General features: G+C 73.3%; 16 protein-coding genes. 6 read left to right on the top strand and 10 right to left on the bottom strand.

Annotated features, from left to right (window positions below; all coding sequences use genetic code 11):
- Positions 1 to 33 precede the first annotated feature (33 nt).
- Genes ABZ016_RS14600 through ABZ016_RS14575 form a run of 6 tightly spaced genes read left to right on the top strand, consistent with a single transcriptional unit; the run spans position 34 to position 6,852 of the window.
- Positions 34 to 1,083 carry an ADP-ribosylglycohydrolase family protein gene (locus ABZ016_RS14600; protein WP_356916936.1) on the top strand — a complete coding sequence of 350 codons (1,050 nt, stop codon included), beginning with the start codon at positions 34 to 36 and terminating at the stop codon, positions 1,081 to 1,083.
- Entirely contained in the window at positions 1,080 to 2,288 is a 1,209-nt protein-coding gene (locus ABZ016_RS14595; RefSeq protein ID WP_356916935.1) for an ADP-ribosylglycohydrolase family protein, read from the top strand. Before ABZ016_RS14600 ends, ABZ016_RS14595 begins: the two co-directional genes overlap by 4 nt.
- A 7-nt stretch (positions 2,289 to 2,295) precedes the next feature.
- Positions 2,296 to 3,465, top strand: a complete 1,170-nt coding sequence (locus ABZ016_RS14590; RefSeq protein ID WP_356916934.1) for an ADP-ribosylglycohydrolase family protein — start codon at positions 2,296 to 2,298, stop codon at positions 3,463 to 3,465.
- Positions 3,453 to 4,853 (top strand): ADP-ribosylglycohydrolase family protein, encoded by a 1,401-nt coding sequence (locus tag ABZ016_RS14585; protein WP_356916933.1) that lies wholly within the window; start codon positions 3,453 to 3,455, stop codon positions 4,851 to 4,853. The genes ABZ016_RS14590 and ABZ016_RS14585 overlap by 13 nt, the downstream gene beginning before the upstream one ends.
- Positions 4,850 to 6,037: a CoA transferase gene (locus ABZ016_RS14580; RefSeq protein WP_356916932.1), complete on the top strand. Its 1,188-nt coding sequence runs from the start codon at positions 4,850 to 4,852 to the stop codon at positions 6,035 to 6,037. Before ABZ016_RS14585 ends, ABZ016_RS14580 begins: the two co-directional genes overlap by 4 nt.
- Positions 6,034 to 6,852, top strand: a complete 819-nt coding sequence (locus tag ABZ016_RS14575; protein WP_356916931.1) for a CoA ester lyase — start codon at positions 6,034 to 6,036, stop codon at positions 6,850 to 6,852. Before ABZ016_RS14580 ends, ABZ016_RS14575 begins: the two co-directional genes overlap by 4 nt.
- A 56-nt stretch (positions 6,853 to 6,908) precedes the next feature.
- Here the strand turns inward: ABZ016_RS14575 and lgt are convergent, their stop codons facing one another.
- The 10 genes from lgt to ABZ016_RS14525 all read right to left on the bottom strand — a co-directional run bounded on the left by lgt (position 6,909) and on the right by ABZ016_RS14525 (position 15,228).
- Complete coding sequence (lgt, locus tag ABZ016_RS14570; RefSeq protein ID WP_356916930.1) at positions 6,909 to 7,880, bottom strand: prolipoprotein diacylglyceryl transferase; 972 nt, start codon at positions 7,878 to 7,880, stop codon at positions 6,909 to 6,911.
- Positions 7,881 to 7,964: 84 nt separating this feature from the next.
- Positions 7,965 to 8,741 (bottom strand): thioredoxin domain-containing protein, encoded by a 777-nt coding sequence (locus ABZ016_RS14565; RefSeq protein ID WP_356916929.1) that lies wholly within the window; start codon positions 8,739 to 8,741, stop codon positions 7,965 to 7,967.
- Positions 8,742 to 8,827: 86 nt separating this feature from the next.
- Positions 8,828 to 9,646, bottom strand: a complete 819-nt coding sequence (gene trpA, locus ABZ016_RS14560) for a tryptophan synthase subunit alpha (RefSeq protein WP_356916928.1) — start codon at positions 9,644 to 9,646, stop codon at positions 8,828 to 8,830.
- Positions 9,643 to 10,929, bottom strand: coding sequence for a tryptophan synthase subunit beta (gene trpB / locus ABZ016_RS14555; protein ID WP_356916927.1), 1,287 nt, complete (start codon positions 10,927 to 10,929; stop codon positions 9,643 to 9,645). The genes trpA and trpB overlap by 4 nt, the downstream gene beginning before the upstream one ends.
- Before the next feature lie 107 nt (positions 10,930 to 11,036).
- Positions 11,037 to 11,201 carry a hypothetical protein gene (locus ABZ016_RS14550; protein ID WP_356916926.1) on the bottom strand — a complete coding sequence of 55 codons (165 nt, stop codon included), beginning with the start codon at positions 11,199 to 11,201 and terminating at the stop codon, positions 11,037 to 11,039.
- Positions 11,202 to 11,222: 21 nt separating this feature from the next.
- Positions 11,223 to 12,032 carry an indole-3-glycerol phosphate synthase TrpC gene (gene trpC / locus ABZ016_RS14545; protein WP_356916925.1) on the bottom strand — a complete coding sequence of 270 codons (810 nt, stop codon included), beginning with the start codon at positions 12,030 to 12,032 and terminating at the stop codon, positions 11,223 to 11,225.
- Positions 12,033 to 12,171: 139 nt separating this feature from the next.
- Positions 12,172 to 12,606: a DUF2752 domain-containing protein gene (locus tag ABZ016_RS14540; protein ID WP_356916924.1), complete on the bottom strand. Its 435-nt coding sequence runs from the start codon at positions 12,604 to 12,606 to the stop codon at positions 12,172 to 12,174.
- An 84-nt stretch (positions 12,607 to 12,690) separates the two neighbouring features.
- Complete coding sequence (locus ABZ016_RS14535; protein ID WP_356916923.1) at positions 12,691 to 12,942, bottom strand: HGxxPAAW family protein; 252 nt, start codon at positions 12,940 to 12,942, stop codon at positions 12,691 to 12,693.
- Positions 12,943 to 13,051: 109 nt separating this feature from the next.
- Positions 13,052 to 13,693: a TIGR02234 family membrane protein gene (locus ABZ016_RS14530; RefSeq protein ID WP_356916921.1), complete on the bottom strand. Its 642-nt coding sequence runs from the start codon at positions 13,691 to 13,693 to the stop codon at positions 13,052 to 13,054.
- A gap of 41 nt (positions 13,694 to 13,734) precedes the next feature.
- Entirely contained in the window at positions 13,735 to 15,228 is a 1,494-nt protein-coding gene (locus ABZ016_RS14525) for an anthranilate synthase component I (RefSeq protein WP_356916920.1), read from the bottom strand.
- Positions 15,229 to 15,238 lie beyond the last annotated feature (10 nt).

Genomic DNA, 15,238 nt, shown 5'->3' with positions numbered 1-15,238 from the left:
TGGGGGCGGTCGCCGGAGTGGGACACATCCCGTATGGCATCGATCGCCTGCATCCCCTCCGTCCCGGCGCCCGGGGACGCCGCCGAACTTCGCGAACGGGCCCGTGGCGCACTGCTGGGCCTCGCCGTCGGTGACGCCCTCGGGGCCCCGGCCGAGAACATGAAACCCTCCGAGATCCGCGCCCGGTGGGGCCGTATCACCGGCTACGTCACTGATAACCCGTCCGGCACGGACGACACCGAGTACGCGATCTTCTCCGGACTGCTGCTGGCCCGGCACGGCTCGGCGCTCACCCCGGCGCATGTGGAGGCGGCCTGGCACGAGTGGATCGCCGACCGTGACGAGGGCCCGTTCCGTGGCGCCGGCTTCAGCGAACGCGGCACGCTGGAGAACCTCCGCCGAGGCCTGGCCGCCCCCATCTCCGCCCAGCACCGGCACGCCTGGAGCGACGGTCTGGCCATGCGCGCGGCCCCCTTCGGGGTGTTCGCGCCGGGCCGCCCGGCGGAGGCGGCCCGGCTGGCGGCGGTCGACGGCTCGGTGAGCCACGACGGCGAGGGCATCTACGGTGGCCAGGCGGTGGCGGCCGGGGTGGCGGCGGCGATGGCGGGCGCCCAGCCGGTCGCGGTGGTGGCCGCCGCGCTCGCGGTCGTTCCCGACGACTCCTGGACGGCCCGCTGCCTGCGCCGCGCCGTGGCGGTGGCCCACCGCGGCGAACGCGCGGTCCGCTCCGCGGTCGTCATCGGCGGCTACCCCTGGACCGACCTGGCCCCGGAGGCGGTCGCCCTCGCCTTCGGCGCGTACGCGGCGGCCGACGGCGACTTCGAACAGTCCGTCCTCACGGCCGTGAACATGGGCCGCGACGCCGACACGACGGCAGCGGTGGCGGGGGCGCTGGCAGGTGCGACACGAGGAGTGTCGGCGATCCCGGAGTCCTGGGCGGCCCCCATCGGCCCGGTCCGAGGCCGCTGCCTCCCCGCCATGACCGGTTACCACGTACTGGACGTGGCGGACCTGCTGACGCCGAGGGCGCCCGGCCCGTCGGACTTCCTCCTGGCGGGCGACGGAACGGAGGCCCTCTCGTGACAACGCACGGACCGGTGGCCGCCGACGGCGAAGTCGCCCCACGGGAGAGCAGGGCCCCACGGAAAACAGTTACGGGGGGTGCGCGGGTGGGAGACAAAAGGGCCGAAGGCCTCCTGCTCGGACTCGCCGCAGGCGACGCCGCCGGCTGGCCCGCCGCCCGCCACAGAGCCGCCCGCATGCCCGACTGGACCCGCCGCCTCACCCGCGAACTGGACACCTTCGCCGAGCACAACGCCACGACGACCCTCCCCGTCCCCATCGCCCTGAACCAGCCCCCGGAACCCCTCCGCCTCGGCCCCTCCGACGACGCCGAATGGGCGGCCTTCGCCGCCGAGGCCCTCCTCCGCGCCGGCGACGACACCGTCCTGGGCGACCTCAGCCGAGACCGCCGCACCCGCGCCGCGATCGACCTCACCTGGAACGCCGTCGCGAGCGAGGTGGCCGCGGCGGCACAACGCGCCCCCGAGATCGAGTCCGCCGTCCTCCCCCTGCGCGCCCGCATCTCCGTCCGCGCCGGCCTCGGCAACCTCGCCACCGGCCTGCGCCCGCCCGCCACCGGCCACGACAACCCGCACTACTTCGACGACGCGGCCTGCGTACGCGCCTGCGTCCTGGCCGTTGCCCACCCGGGCGACCCCCGGCGCGCCGCCGACCTCGCCGAGTTCGACGCCCGCTACACCCAGGACGGCGACGGGGTGCACGGCGCCCGCGCGATGGCCGCGGCCCTCTCCCTCGCCCTGGCCGGCGCAAACGTCGACGCCTGTGTGACGGCGGCCCTCACCGAGCTCCCGGAGGAGACCGAGATCGGCCGCAACGCCCGCCACGCGCTCCGCCTCGCCGCCGCCTCGGACAGCGCCTTCGCCCTGGCCCCTCCCCTGGAACACCAGATCGTCGACCACGTCTACAGCTACGGCATCGCCGCCGCGGAAACGGTCCCGGTCGCCCTCGCCCTGGCCACCGCCGCCCGGGGCCGTATCGCGGAGGCGGTCCCCGCGGCGGCCTGTCTGTCGCGGGTCGCGGACTCCGCACCGGCCCTCGCGGGCGCGCTCACCGGCGCCCTGGGCGGCGGCGCCTCGATCCCCGCCTCCTGGCGGGAGACCTGCCGCACCCTCTCCGGCTGCGTCCTGCCCCGCCTCACCGGCACCGACCTTGTGGAACTCGCCGGACTCCTGGAAGCCGCCCAACCGGCCCACCCGGGTGGATGATGCGCCCATGAAGCCCAAACCCCACCAAAACGCCCTGCTGGACGAGCGCATCACCGGAGCCCTGGTCGGAGCGGCTGTCGGCGACGCCCTCGGCGGCCCCGTCGAGGGCTACTCCCCCGAGCAGATCCTCGAACGGCACGGCGGCCGCGTCCACGGCGTCGTCGGCCCCTGGCACGGCGACGCCTGGCGCACCGCCCGCCCCCTCGCCCCGTACCACAAGGGCGACGGCCACGTCACCGACGACACCTTGATGACCCACGCCCTGGTCCGGGTCTACGCCCGGGTCCGCGACCACCTGGACGCCTACGCGGTCGCCGACCACCTCGTCCCCGACCTGATGACCGAGCCGCGCTGGATCCCGGAACTGGAGACCGAGGCCCTCCCCCTCCACCGGATCTTCCTGGCGGAGAAGTGGCTGGTGACGAGGATCCACTACGGCCATGCCGACCCGCGCGAGGCCGGCACCGGCAACATCGTCAACTGCGGCGCGGCGATGTACACGGCCCCGGTCGGCCTGGTCAACGCGGCCAACCCGCCGGCGGCGTACGCGGAGGCCCTGGACGTCGCCGGTGCGCACCAGTCGTCGTACGGCCGTGAGGCGGCCGGTGTCCTGGCCGCGGCGGTGGCGGCGGCGTGCATGCCCGGGGCGACTCCGGACTCGATCATCTCGACGTGCCTGTCCCTGGCGAAGGACGGCACCAGAACGGCCATCGAGCGGGTCTGCGAAGAGGCGGGCCGCCACACGGACTTCGAGTCGGCGCTCGGACCCCTGCGGGCTGCGGTGGCTCCGTACGACACGGTCGGCCCCGACTACCGCTCCCCCTCCCTCGGCGCCCGCCGGCCCTCCCGGCTCCACTCGATCGAGGAACTCCCCATCGCCCTGGGCATGGTGCTCGTGGCGCAGGGCGACTTCCGCCACGCGGTCCTGGGCGCGGTGAACTACGGCCGGGACTGCGACTCGATCGCCACGATGGCCGGGGCGCTGGCAGGGGCCCTGGGCTCGCCACCACCCGAGGACTGGGCCAAGACCGTCGCGGAAGCGAGCCGCCTGGACCTCTGGCACCCGGCGACGACACTCGCCGAGGTCACGCGCGAGATCTTCACCCGGGACACGACCCGCCGCCGCACCCACGAACAGGCCTTCGCGTCCCTCGGAGGCCGGGAATGCTCCGACTGACCTGGGTGCAGCCGGAGGACCTGCTCGGCCACGAACTCCGCCAGGCCGCCCAGGACGGCCGTGAACCATCGGCGATCGCGGCCCGCTGGCGACGGGCAGGCGGCCCTGAGGCCCCCCTCACGGCGGGCGCCTCCCCGGCCCCGGCGTCCCGCTACCTCCGTCACCTGGCGGGCGACCTCCTGGACGAACTGGCCGACCTCCCCGGCACACTGTCGGACGACGAACCCACGGACCTGGAGAACATCAAGGCGGCCTGCCCCCAGTGGCCGCCGCCCACGAACACATGCCCCCCGCCGGCGCCGGTGAGCGTCCCGACTCCCACCCCGGCCACACCCCACCAGCGCCTGGAAGCCGCCTGGCTGGGCCGAGCCACAGGCTGCCTCCTCGGCAAACCAGTCGAGAAACTCCCCCTCGAAGCCATCCGCCAACTGGCCAGAGCCACCGGCAACTGGCCCCTCACCACGTACTTCACAGCCCGGGGCGTCCCCCAAGACCTCCTGGAAGAACACCCCTGGAACCGCCGCTCGGCGGCAACCTCCCTCGCCGAGAACATCGACGGCATGCCCGAGGACGACGACCTCAACTACCCCCTCCTCAACCTCCTCGTCCTCCAACGCCACGGCAGAACCTTCACCACCACGGACGTGGCCCGCACCTGGCTCGAAGAACTCCCCGCCGGCCGCACCTTCACCGCCGAACGCATCGCCTACCGCAACCTCCTCACCGGCCTGGAGCCCCCACACACCGCCCGCCACCGCAACCCCTTCCGCGAATGGATCGGCGCCCTGATCCGCGCAGACGTCCACGGCTGGACCAACCCCGGCGACCCGGCCGCCGCCGCAGAACAGGCCCACCGCGACGCCACCCTCACCCACACTGCCAACGGCGTCTACGCGGCGATGTTCACCGCGGCCACCATCGCGACGGCCGCGACAGGCGAACACGACGTCCACACCTGCCTGCGCACCGGCCTCACCGTCGTCCCCCCGCGCTCCCGTCTCGCCCGAGCCGTACGCGGGGCCATCCGACTGGCCGGCGAGCACGACGACTTCGACACGGTCGTCGGCGAACTCCACGCCACCCACGCCCCGACGTACCACTGGGTGCACGCCATCCCCAACACCGCCCTGATCGCCGCCGCCCTCACCCACGCGAACGGCGACTTCTCCGGCTCCATCTGCCGTGCCGTGAGCGGCGGTTGGGACACGGACTCGAACGGCGCGACAGCCGGCGGCATCGCCGGCCTGCTGGCCGGACACCCCGCGGCGCTCCCCGACCGCTGGACGGCACCCCTGAAGAACCGGCTCTCCACGTCCGTCGGCGACTTCAACGGCATCGGCTTCGACACCCTCGCCCACCTCACGCACCGGGAGACCCACCGCTCATGACCGCGCCCCTCACCGGCCTCCGCGTCCTCGACCTCGCCACCCTCTTCGCCGGCCCGCTCGCCGCCACCCTGCTCGGCGACTTCGGCGCGGAGGTCGTCAAGGTCGAGCATCCGTCGAGACCGGACCCGTCCCGCGGCCACGGTCCGTCGAAGGACGGCGTGGGCCTGTGGTGGAAGATGCTCGGCCGCAACAAGCGCACCATCACGCTCGACCTGTCGAAACCCGGCGGCCGCAGCACCCTGCTGCGCCTGGCCGCCACCGCCGACGTGGTCATCGAGAACTTCCGCCCCGGCACCCTGGAGAAGTGGGATCTGGGCTGGCCGGAACTGTCGGCCGCCAACCCGCGCCTGGTGCTGGCCCGCGTCACCGGCTTCGGCCAGTTCGGCCCCTACGCGCACCGCCCCGGCTTCGGCACCCTCGCCGAGGCGATGAGCGGCTTCGCGGCGATCACCGGCGAACCGGACGCGCCTCCGACACTGCCGCCGTTCGGCCTGGCCGACTCCATCGCCGGCCTGACGACGGCCTACGCCGTCATGACGGCCCTCGCCGCCCGCGACCGCACCGGCGAGGGCCAGGTCGTCGACATGGCGCTGATCGAACCGATCCTGGCCGCCCTCGGCCCCCAGCCCCTCTGGTACGACCAGCTCGGCCACGTCCAGTCCCGCACCGGCAACCGTTCCCCCAACAACGCCCCGCGCGGTGTGTACCGCACCGCGGACGGCACCTGGGTCGCCGTCTCGACGTCGGCCCAGTCGGTCGCGGCACGCGTGATGCGCCTGGTGGGACGTCCCGAACTGATCGACGAGCCGTGGTTCGCCACGGGCGCCGACCGCGCCCGCCACGCCGACGTCCTGGACGAGGCGGTCGGCTCCTGGATCGCCGCGCGCACCCGCACCGACGTCGTCGCGGCCTTCGAGACGGCGGAGGCCGCGGTGGCCCCGGTCCAGGACGTCCGGGACGTGATGACGGACCCGCAGTACCGGGCCCTGAACACCATCACCACCGTCGACGACCCGGAACTGGGCCCCCTGCGGATGCAGAACGTCCTCTTCCGGCTCTCCGCGACGCCCGGCGCGATCCGCTGGGCCGGCCGCCCGCACGGCGCGGACACCGACGAGGTCCTGACCGAACTCGGCCTCACCGAGACCGACCTCAAGGCCTTGCGCACGGAGGGCGCCCTGTGACGGCGGCGCCCCCGCTCACCTGGCTCTACGCACCGGGCGACCGCCCGCACGTGGTGTCCAGGGCGCTCGCCTCCGGAGCCGACGTCGTCGTGGTCGACCTGGAGGACGCGGTCGCCCCGGACCGGAAGGCCTACGCCCGCGCGGCCACCGCCGAGCTGCTCGGCGAGCCCCAGCCGGTCCCGGTCCATGTCCGCGTCAACGCCCTCCACAGCCCCTGGGCCGAGCAGGACTTCGCCGCGGTCGGCCGGGCCCCGGGCCTGTCGGGGCTGCGGCTGCCCAAGGTGACCTCCGCGGCCGAGGTCGTGCGCGGCGCACGCCGAGCCGCCCCCGTCGGCCTCTACGCCCTCCTGGAGTCGGCCCTCGCCGTCGAACAGGCCTACGCCGTCGCCACGGCCCACCCGTCGCTGCGGGGCATCGCCCTAGGGGAGGCGGACCTACGGGCCGACCTGGGCGTACGCGACGACGCGGGTCTCGACTGGTCACGCTCCCGCGTGGTGGTGGCCGCCCGGGCCGCGGGCCTGCCCCCGCCGGCGCAGTCGGTCCATCCGGACATTCGCGACCTGGACGGGCTGGCCGCCTCCTGCGCCCACGGCCGCGCCCTGGGCTTCCTGGGCAGGGCCGCGATCCACCCTCGCCAGCTCCCGGTGATCGAGCGGGCCTTCCTGCCCACCGAGGAGGAGATCGAGCAGGCGGAGACGATTCTCAAGGCGGCGGCGACGGAACCGGGCGCCCAGGCCCTTCCGGGCGGGCGCTTCATCGACACGGCGGTGGTCACGGCCGCCCAGAGGACCTTGTCCCTGGCACGCCGCCGGTAGACGCGCGAGGGGCGCCCGGACAGGTCCGGGCGCCCCTCGCGTCGTACGGCTGATCGTCAGGTCTTCTTCGCCGACCCGGCCTCGTCCTTGGACGCGTCGTCGGCGTCGCCGGCCTTGTCCTCGCTGTCGTCCTTGCCCTCGCGGTCGGCCTCGTTCTCGCCGTCCGCCATGGTCTCGCCGTCCGCCTTGCCGTCCGCGGCGGCTTTACCGCCGGCGGCGGGCTCCACCACGGCCTCCCGGCCCGGTCGCGTCTTCGCCGAGACCACGAGGTACACGACCGCGAGCAGGAACACGAAGATCGCGGTCCACACGTTGAGGCGGAGGCCCAGGATGTGGTGGGCGTCGTCGACGCGCATGTACTCGATCCACCCACGCCCCGCGCAGTACGCGGCGACGTACAGCGCGAACGCCCGGCCGTGCCCGAGCCGGAAGCGGCGGTCCGCCCAGATGACCAGGAGCGCGACGCCGATGCACCACAGCGACTCGTACAGGAACGTCGGGTGGTACGTGCCCGGCACGCGGCCGTCCGCGGAGGAGGTGATCTCCAGGGCCCAGGGCAGGTCGGTGGGCTTGCCGTACAGCTCCTGGTTGAACCAGTTGCCCCAGCGGCCGCACGCCTGTGCCAGAGCGATGCCCGGCGCGACGGCGTCCGCGTACGCGGGCAACGGGATGCCCCGGCGCCGGCAGCCGATCCACGCGCCCAGCGCGCCCAGCGCGATGGCGCCCCAGATGCCGAGCCCGCCCTCCCAGATCTTGAAGGCGTCCACCCAGTCACGGCCCTCGCTGAAGTACAGCTCGTAGTCCGTGATCACGTGGTAGAGCCGACCGCCGACCAGGCCGAAGGGCACGGCCCAGACCGCGATGTCGGCCACCGTGCCGGCCCGCCCGCCCCGGGCGATCCAGCGCTTGTTGCCGAGCCAGACGGCAACGAAGACGCCGATGATGATGCAGAACGCGTAGCCGCGCAGCGGAATGGGGCCGAGGTACAGCACCCCGCGCGACGGGCTGGGAATGAAGGCAAGTTCCATGGCAAGGTCGACGCTACCGTGCCGGACCGGGGCGGCGGCAGGCAGCCCGGCTACGGGTCCATAACGGGCGCGTGAGAAAAGCCTTCACTCCTTGTTCTGCTTCTGCACCATCTTCTTGAGCTTCGCCGGGGTCATCGTCCGGTCCTGGTAGATGTTCTCGCCGTCGAACAGCACCGTCGGCGTGCCCGAGAAGCCGCCCTTGTTGAACGCCTGGTGGGACTTGACGACCCAGCCGTTGTGCGTGCCCTTCTCGACGCAGGTGCGGAAGGCCGGGGTGTCGAGGCCGTCCACCTTGCCGGCCAGCTCGATCAGCTTGGCGTTGCCGGCGTAGGCGTCGTCGACCTCCGAGGGCTGGTTCTCGAAGAGCACGTCGTGGTACGCGGCGTACTTTCCGGCGTCCTGGGCGCAGGCCGCGGCGTTGGCCGCGTTGCGGGAGCCGCTGCCGCCCATGTTGCCGTCGATGAGGGTGACCAGGTGGTACTCGACCTTGAGCTGACCCGCGTCGGTCAGCTCGTGGATCACCGGCCGGTACGCCGTCTCGAAGGACCTGCAGGCCGGGCAGCGGAAGTCCTCCCACACCGTGAGCGTGGACTTGGCGCTGTCCTTGCCGACCGGGATGGCCAGGCCGTCCTTGCCCTGGGCTCCCGAGGGCGCCACGACCGGGCCCGACGCCTCGCTCTCGTCGTCCTTCCCGGCGTTGGCGGCGACGACGCCGATCACCGCCGCGAGTCCCAGGACGGCGACGACGGCCCCGCCCACGATCAGCGCGCGCCGGCGCTTGTCCGCGGACTTCTGCTTCTCGCGCTCGACCGCCAGCCGCTCCCGGGCGGTGCGCTTTCCCTCATGGTTCTTCTCGCTCACACCCCGGAAACGAACCGGGGAGGCGCACCGCGCCTCCCCGGCCCCAGGTCCACCCGTAAGAGGGACCCGTATGACTTCCCGCTTTCTTACGCCTGCCGGCGCACGCCCTTCGCGAGGTCCCCCGCGAGCGCCCGCACGGCCTCGACACCGGCCGCGTCGTCCGGGGCGTCCAGCATGGCCTTGACGAAGGCCGAGCCGACGATCACGCCGTCGGCGAAGCCGGCGACCTCGGCGGCCTGGGTGGCGTTGGAGACGCCGAGTCCGACGCAGACGGGCAGGCCGGTGCCGGTGGCGCGGGTGCGTCCCACCAGGTCCTCGGCCTGCGAGCTGACCGTCGCGCGGGTGCCCGTGACGCCCATGAGGGAGGCGGCGTAGACGAAGCCGCTGCCCACCGCGGTGATCTGCGCGAGCCGCTCGTCCTTGCTGCTGGGCGCGACGACGAAGACGGTGGCGAGACCGTGCTTCTCCGCGTGCTCCCGCCACAGCGCCGACTCCTGCACGGGCAGGTCGGGCAGGATGCACCCGGCGCCGCCCGCCTCGGCGAGCTCAGCCGTGAACCGCTCGACGCCGTAGCGGTCGATGGGGTTCCAGTACGTCATGACGAGGATGGGCTTGCCGGTGGCGGCGTGTGCCTCGCGGACGGTGCGCATCACGTCGGCGATCTTCACGCCGCCGCGCAGGGCGATGTCGTCGGCGGTCTGGATGACGGGCCCGTCGAGGACGGGGTCGCTGTGCGGCAGGCCCACCTCGACGACGTCGGCGCCGCCGTCGATGACGGCCTTGATCGCCGCGATGCCGCCGTCCACGGTCGGGAACCCGGCCGGGAGGTAGGCGATGAGCGCCGAGCGCCCTTCGGACCTGGCCGTGGCGAGGGTGTCGGTCAGCAGCCGGATGTTCCCGCTCACTTGGCGTCCCCCTCGATCTCGGCGGTGTCGGCGTCCGCGTCGGCGGCGACCTCGGCGTCGGTGTCGTAGAGGCCGAAGTAGCGGGCGGCGGTGTCCATGTCCTTGTCGCCGCGGCCGGACAGGTTGACCACGATCAGTCCGTCCTTGCCCAGCTCCTTGCCGACCTCCAGGGCGCCGGCCAGCGCGTGGGCGCTCTCGATGGCCGGGATGATGCCCTCGGTGCGCGACAGCAGGCGCAGGGCCTGCATGGCCGCGTCGTCGGTGACCGCGCGGTACTCGCCGCGGCCGGTGTCCTTGAGGTAGGAGTGCTCGGGGCCGATGCCCGGGTAGTCCAGACCGGCCGAGATGGAGTACGGCTCGGTGATCTGGCCCTCGTCGTCCTGGAGGACGTACGAGCGCGAGCCGTGCAGGATGCCGGGCTCGCCGGCCGTCAGGGTCGCCGCGTGCTCGCCGGTGTCGACACCGTGCCCGGCGGGCTCGCAGCCGATGAGGCGCACGTCCGTGTCCGGGATGAAGGCGTGGAACAGGCCGATGGCGTTGGAGCCGCCGCCGACGCAGGCGACGGCCGCGTCGGGGAGGCGGCCGGCGCGCTCCAGGAGCTGGCGGCGGGTCTCGACGCCGATGACGCGGTGGAAGTCGCGGACCATGGCGGGGAAGGGGTGCGGCCCGGCGACCGTGCCGAAGAGGTAGTGGGTGTGGTCGACGTTCGCCACCCAGTCGCGGAACGCCTCGTTGATGGCGTCCTTGAGGGTACGCGATCCCGACTTCACGGCGATGACCTCGGCGCCGAGCATGCGCATGCGGGCCACGTTGAGGGCCTGGCGCCGGGTGTCGATCTCGCCCATGTAGATCGTGCAGTCCAGGCCGAAGAGCGCGCAGGCGGTGGCCGTGGCGACGCCGTGCTGTCCGGCGCCCGTCTCGGCGATGACGCGGGTCTTGCCCATGCGCTTGGTGAGCAGGGCCTGGCCGAGGACGTTGTTGATCTTGTGGGAGCCGGTGTGGTTCAGGTCCTCCCGCTTGAGGAAGACCCGGGCGCCGCCGGCGTGCTCGGCGAACCGGGGCACTTCGGTGAGGGCGCTGGGGCGGCCTGTGTAGTTGACCAGGAGGTCGTCGAGTTCCTTGGCGAACTCGGGGTCGTGCTTGGCCTTGTCGTACTCGACGGCCACCTCGTCGACGGCGGCGACGAGGGCCTCCGGGATGAATTTTCCGCCGAAGGCCCCGAAGTAGCCTTCGGGGTTCGGGGTTTGCCCCTCGGGGTCGGGGATGAAGTACTGGCTGGGCATGCGGATACCTTCACGGTGAGTGTGTGGGATGCACTAATCGCCGTGGGGGCGGGGAGCATGTGTTGGCTGCGGGCCGTGTGTGGTTGCTCGCGCAGTTCCCCGCGCCCCTAGAAGTCCTGCCATCGCATGCCGTTGACCTGCCCGGGTTCGTCACCGATGACGTACCGGACGCGGCGGCCGTGGACCCGGCGCGCGGGCGCACGGCAGCCGCGGGGGCGGCAGCCGCGCGCGAGGCGGGCGTACCGGTCCACGGTCGTCATGGTGGGAGTCATCGGGGCAAGCCTAGCGGGTGATCAGCCCCGGCCGTGCCGGAGTGCGGGGTGCTCGCCCGCGGCGACCAGGTCGGAGACCGCAGTCCTGGGGTCCTTGCCCGTGACGAGGGACTCGCCCACCAGGACCGCGTCGGCACCGGCGTTGGCGTACGCGATGAGATCGTGGGGTCCGCGGACACCCGACTCGGCGATCTTGATGATGTGGTCGGGGATCTCCGGCGCCACCCGCTCGAAGGTGCCGCGGTCGACCTCGAGGGTCTTGAGGTTGCGCGCGTTGACGCCGATCACCCGGGCGCCGGCGTCGACCGCGCGCTCGACCTCGTCCTCGTCGTGCACCTCGACGAGCGGGGTGAGCCCGATGGACTCGGCGCGCTCGATGAGGGACTCCAGGGCCGGCTGGTCGAGGGCGGCGACGATCAGCAGGACGACGTCGGCGCCGTAGGCCCGGGCCTCCCACAGCTGGTACGACGTGACGACGAAATCCTTGCGCAGGACCGGGATGTCCACGCGGGCGCGGACGGCCTCCAGGTCGGCCAGCGAGCCGCCGAAGCGGCGCTGTTCGGTGAGGACCGAGATGACCGCCGCGCCGCCCGCCTCGTAGTCGGCGGCGAGCCCGGCCGGGTCGGCGATCGCGGCCAGCGCGCCCTTGGAGGGGCTGGAACGCTTGACCTCGCAGATGACCTTGACGCCGTCGCCGCGCAGGGCGGCCGCGCCGTCCTTGGCCGCGGGAGCCTTCGCCGCGCGCTCCTTGAGCTCGTCGAGGCTGACGCGCGCCTGCCGCTCCGCGAGGTCGGCACGGACTCCGTCGATGATCTCGTCGAGCACACTCACGCGAGCGGCCCCCTTCCAGACGGTTGCGAGTTCCAGCGACCAGTCGAAAACCGATGGTCACTGCGATGGTATCCGCAGCGGGGCGTAGGCCTCGCATCCGGTTGACGGCGGTCCCAGTACCTGGACATACGCCAGTTGATCAAGGATGGAGCCAGCCACCGAAGGGCAGGTTCCGGACAACGGTGAAGAGCAGCAGCAACACGCCCAGGCCCCACATCGGGACCGGCCCGGGGTCGATCCGCAGCGGGCGCCCGCGGACCGCGTGGACCACCCATACGGTCCACAGCACGGCGAAGGCGAGATAGCCGAGGACGGCCAGGGCGTTGTCCTGGAACGCCGCCGGGAAGTTCCCGTGGACGAAGGCGTGCGCGCTGCGCAGTCCGCCGCAGCCGGGGCAGTACAGGCCCGTGTAACGCAGCAGCGGGCACACGGGGTAGTGGCCGGGTTCGTTGGGGTCCACCGCGCCCACGTAGGCGAAGGCGGCGGCGACGGCCGCGAGCACCCCGGCGGGGACGGCCAGGCGGCCCGGGAGGCTCCGCGTCGCCGTTCGGCTGTCGGTGTTCACGGGATGCATTGTGCCCCGCGCGTGCGTGAGGGGCGGTCCCGGCACCCCTGGGCCGGCCGCCCCTCACGCGACAACGCGGTGTTCCGCCGGGGGTCAGCCCTCGGCGCGCGCCGGCTCGCGGTCGCCCGTCATCTCGTGCGGCTGGTGCAGGTCCTTGGGCTGGCCCATGCCCATCATCCGCATGACGCCGCCGACGACACCGCCGAGCAGCACGACGACCATGCCCGCCCAGAAGCCCGCCGGCTGGTCCATCACCATGAACGCGCCCGCGACGCAGAAACCGATGAAGGCGATCGTGACACCGGTCCAGGCGGCCGGGGTGTGACCGTGGCTGCTGCCCGCCATTGCTTGCTCCTCGTTGCTGTGTGCGTGTCTGAGCAGGACGCTCGGGCCCATTGTCCCGCACCCGTGCCCACGAGGTGAGCGGGGGTGCTCCCCGCGCTGCTCGCGCCGTTCAGGCCCCGGTCGGGTCCTCTCCCCGGTCGAGTGCCTTCCACAGGTCCTCGGGCCGGTCCGGATCGACGGCGGGAGCCTTGCGGCGCGGCTGGGGCGTGCCGCCCCGCTCGTAGCGGCCGGACATCGCGGGCCACCGCCGGCCGTAGCGCAGGGCGAGCAGTCCGGCCAGCAGGAGCAGCACGCCGCCGACGACGGCGACGTAGGGCCAGGCCGTGTGGCTGAGGGCCGCCACGGAGGCAGTGGTGTCACCGGAGGCCTCCGCGGCCTTCTCGTCGAGGGCGGAGCCGTCGGAGGCGCCGATCAGGGCGGCGGCGACGGTGCCCGCGCCGGACAGCGCCAGCAGCGCGGCCACGACGACGCGGCCGGCCCGGCGGACGGCGAAGACGGCGACGAGCGCGGCGAGGCCCACGATGGCGAGCGCCGCGGGGACGCCCGTGACGTCGCTGCCCTTGGCGGACAGGGGGAAGGCGCCGCCGGCCACCGTCGCGGTGCCCTCCGCCCATTGCTGCCGGGAGGCGAGCAGTGCCACGGCCGCGCCGAGGGCACCGGCGAGCAGCGCGACGGCGAGGCTCAGGCGGCCGGCCCGGGCGGATCCGGCGGCTTCGGAACGGGGGTGAGGTACAGCAGTCACATACCCCACTATCGCTTGAACCCCGGGCGAACCCTCACCCGGGGTTCATCTCATGCCTTTCCCAGCCGGTTCGCCGTGTGCACGGCCCGCAGGACCGCCGCCGCCTTGTTGCGGCACTCGGTGTCCTCGGCGACCGGGTCGGAGTCGGCGACGATGCCCGCTCCGGCCTGGACGTAGGCGGTGCCGTCGCGCAGCAGGGCGGTGCGGATGGCGATGGCGGTGTCGGAGTCGCCGGCGAAGTCGAGGTAGCCGACGCAGCCGCCGTAGATCCCGCGCCGGGACGGTTCGAGTTCGTCGATGATCTGCATGGCGCGGGGCTTGGGGGCGCCGGAGAGGGTGCCGGCCGGGAAGCAGGCGGTGAGGACGTCGAAGGCCGTGCGGCCGGGGGCGACGCGGCCGGTGACGGTCGAGACGATGTGCATGACGTGCGAGTACCGCTCGATGGACATGAAGTCGACGACCTCGACCGAGCCGGGCTCGCAGACCCGTCCCAGGTCGTTGCGGCCGAGGTCGACGAGCATGAGGTGCTCGGCGCGCTCCTTGGGGTCGGCGAGCAGTTCGTCGGCGAGGGCCTGGTCCTCCTGCGGGGTGGCGCCGCGCCAGCGGGTGCCGGCGATGGGGTGGACCATGGCCTGCCCGTCCTCGACCTTGACCAGGGCCTCGGGGGACGAGCCGGCGACGTCGAACCCGTCGAAGCGGAACAGGTACATGTACGGGGACGGGTTCGTGGCCCTGAGGACCCGGTAGACGTCCAGCGCGCTCGCCGTGCACGGCGTCTCGAAGCGCTGGGAGGGGACCACCTGGAAGGCCTCGCCGGCCCGGATGCGCTCCTTGACGTCCTCGACGGCCTCCTGGAAGTCGGGGCCGCCCCACAGCGCGGTGTACTCGGGGAGCTCGGAGGGCGGCAGCGCGGCCGGGGGCTGGGGGACGGCGCGGGAGAGGTCGGCCTCCATGGCGTCGAGCCGGGCCACGGCGTCGGCGTGGGCCTCGTCGACGCCGGTCTCCAGGTCGTTGTGGTTGATCGCGTTGGCGATCAGCAGGACCGAGCCCTCCCAGTGGTCCATGACGGCCAGGTCGCTGGTGAGGAGCATGGTGAGCTCGGGCAGCTTCAGGTCGTCGCGCTCGCCGGGGCCGATCTTCTCCAGGCGGCGGACGATGTCGTAGCCGAGGTAACCGACCATGCCGCCGGTGAAGGGCGGCAGGCCGAGGTCCTCGGCGAGGTCGCGCGGGGTGTGCAGGGCCTCGATGGTGGCGCGCAGGGCGGCGAGCGGGTCACCGCCTGTGGGGACGCCGACGGGCGGGGTGCCGAGCCAGTGAGCCTGCCCGTCGCGCTCGGTCAGGGTGGCGGCGCTGCGGACACCCACGAACGAGTAGCGGGACCACGAGCGGCCGTTCTCGGCGGACTCCAGCAGGAAGGTGCCCGGGCGCTCGGCGGCGAGCTTGCGGTAGAGCGCGACCGGGGTGTCGCCGTCGGCGAGGAGTTTGCGGGTGACCGGGATGACCCGCCGGTCGGCGGCTAGCTTGCGGAACGTCTCGAGGTCCATGGCGGCTGAC

Origin of the sequence: Streptomyces sp. NPDC006372 (assembly GCF_040612515.1) — a bacterium.
Taxonomy (GTDB): domain Bacteria; phylum Actinomycetota; class Actinomycetes; order Streptomycetales; family Streptomycetaceae; genus Streptomyces.
The sequence above is the reverse complement of the archived record's forward strand: the minus strand, read 5'-3'. Positions and strand labels throughout refer to the sequence as shown.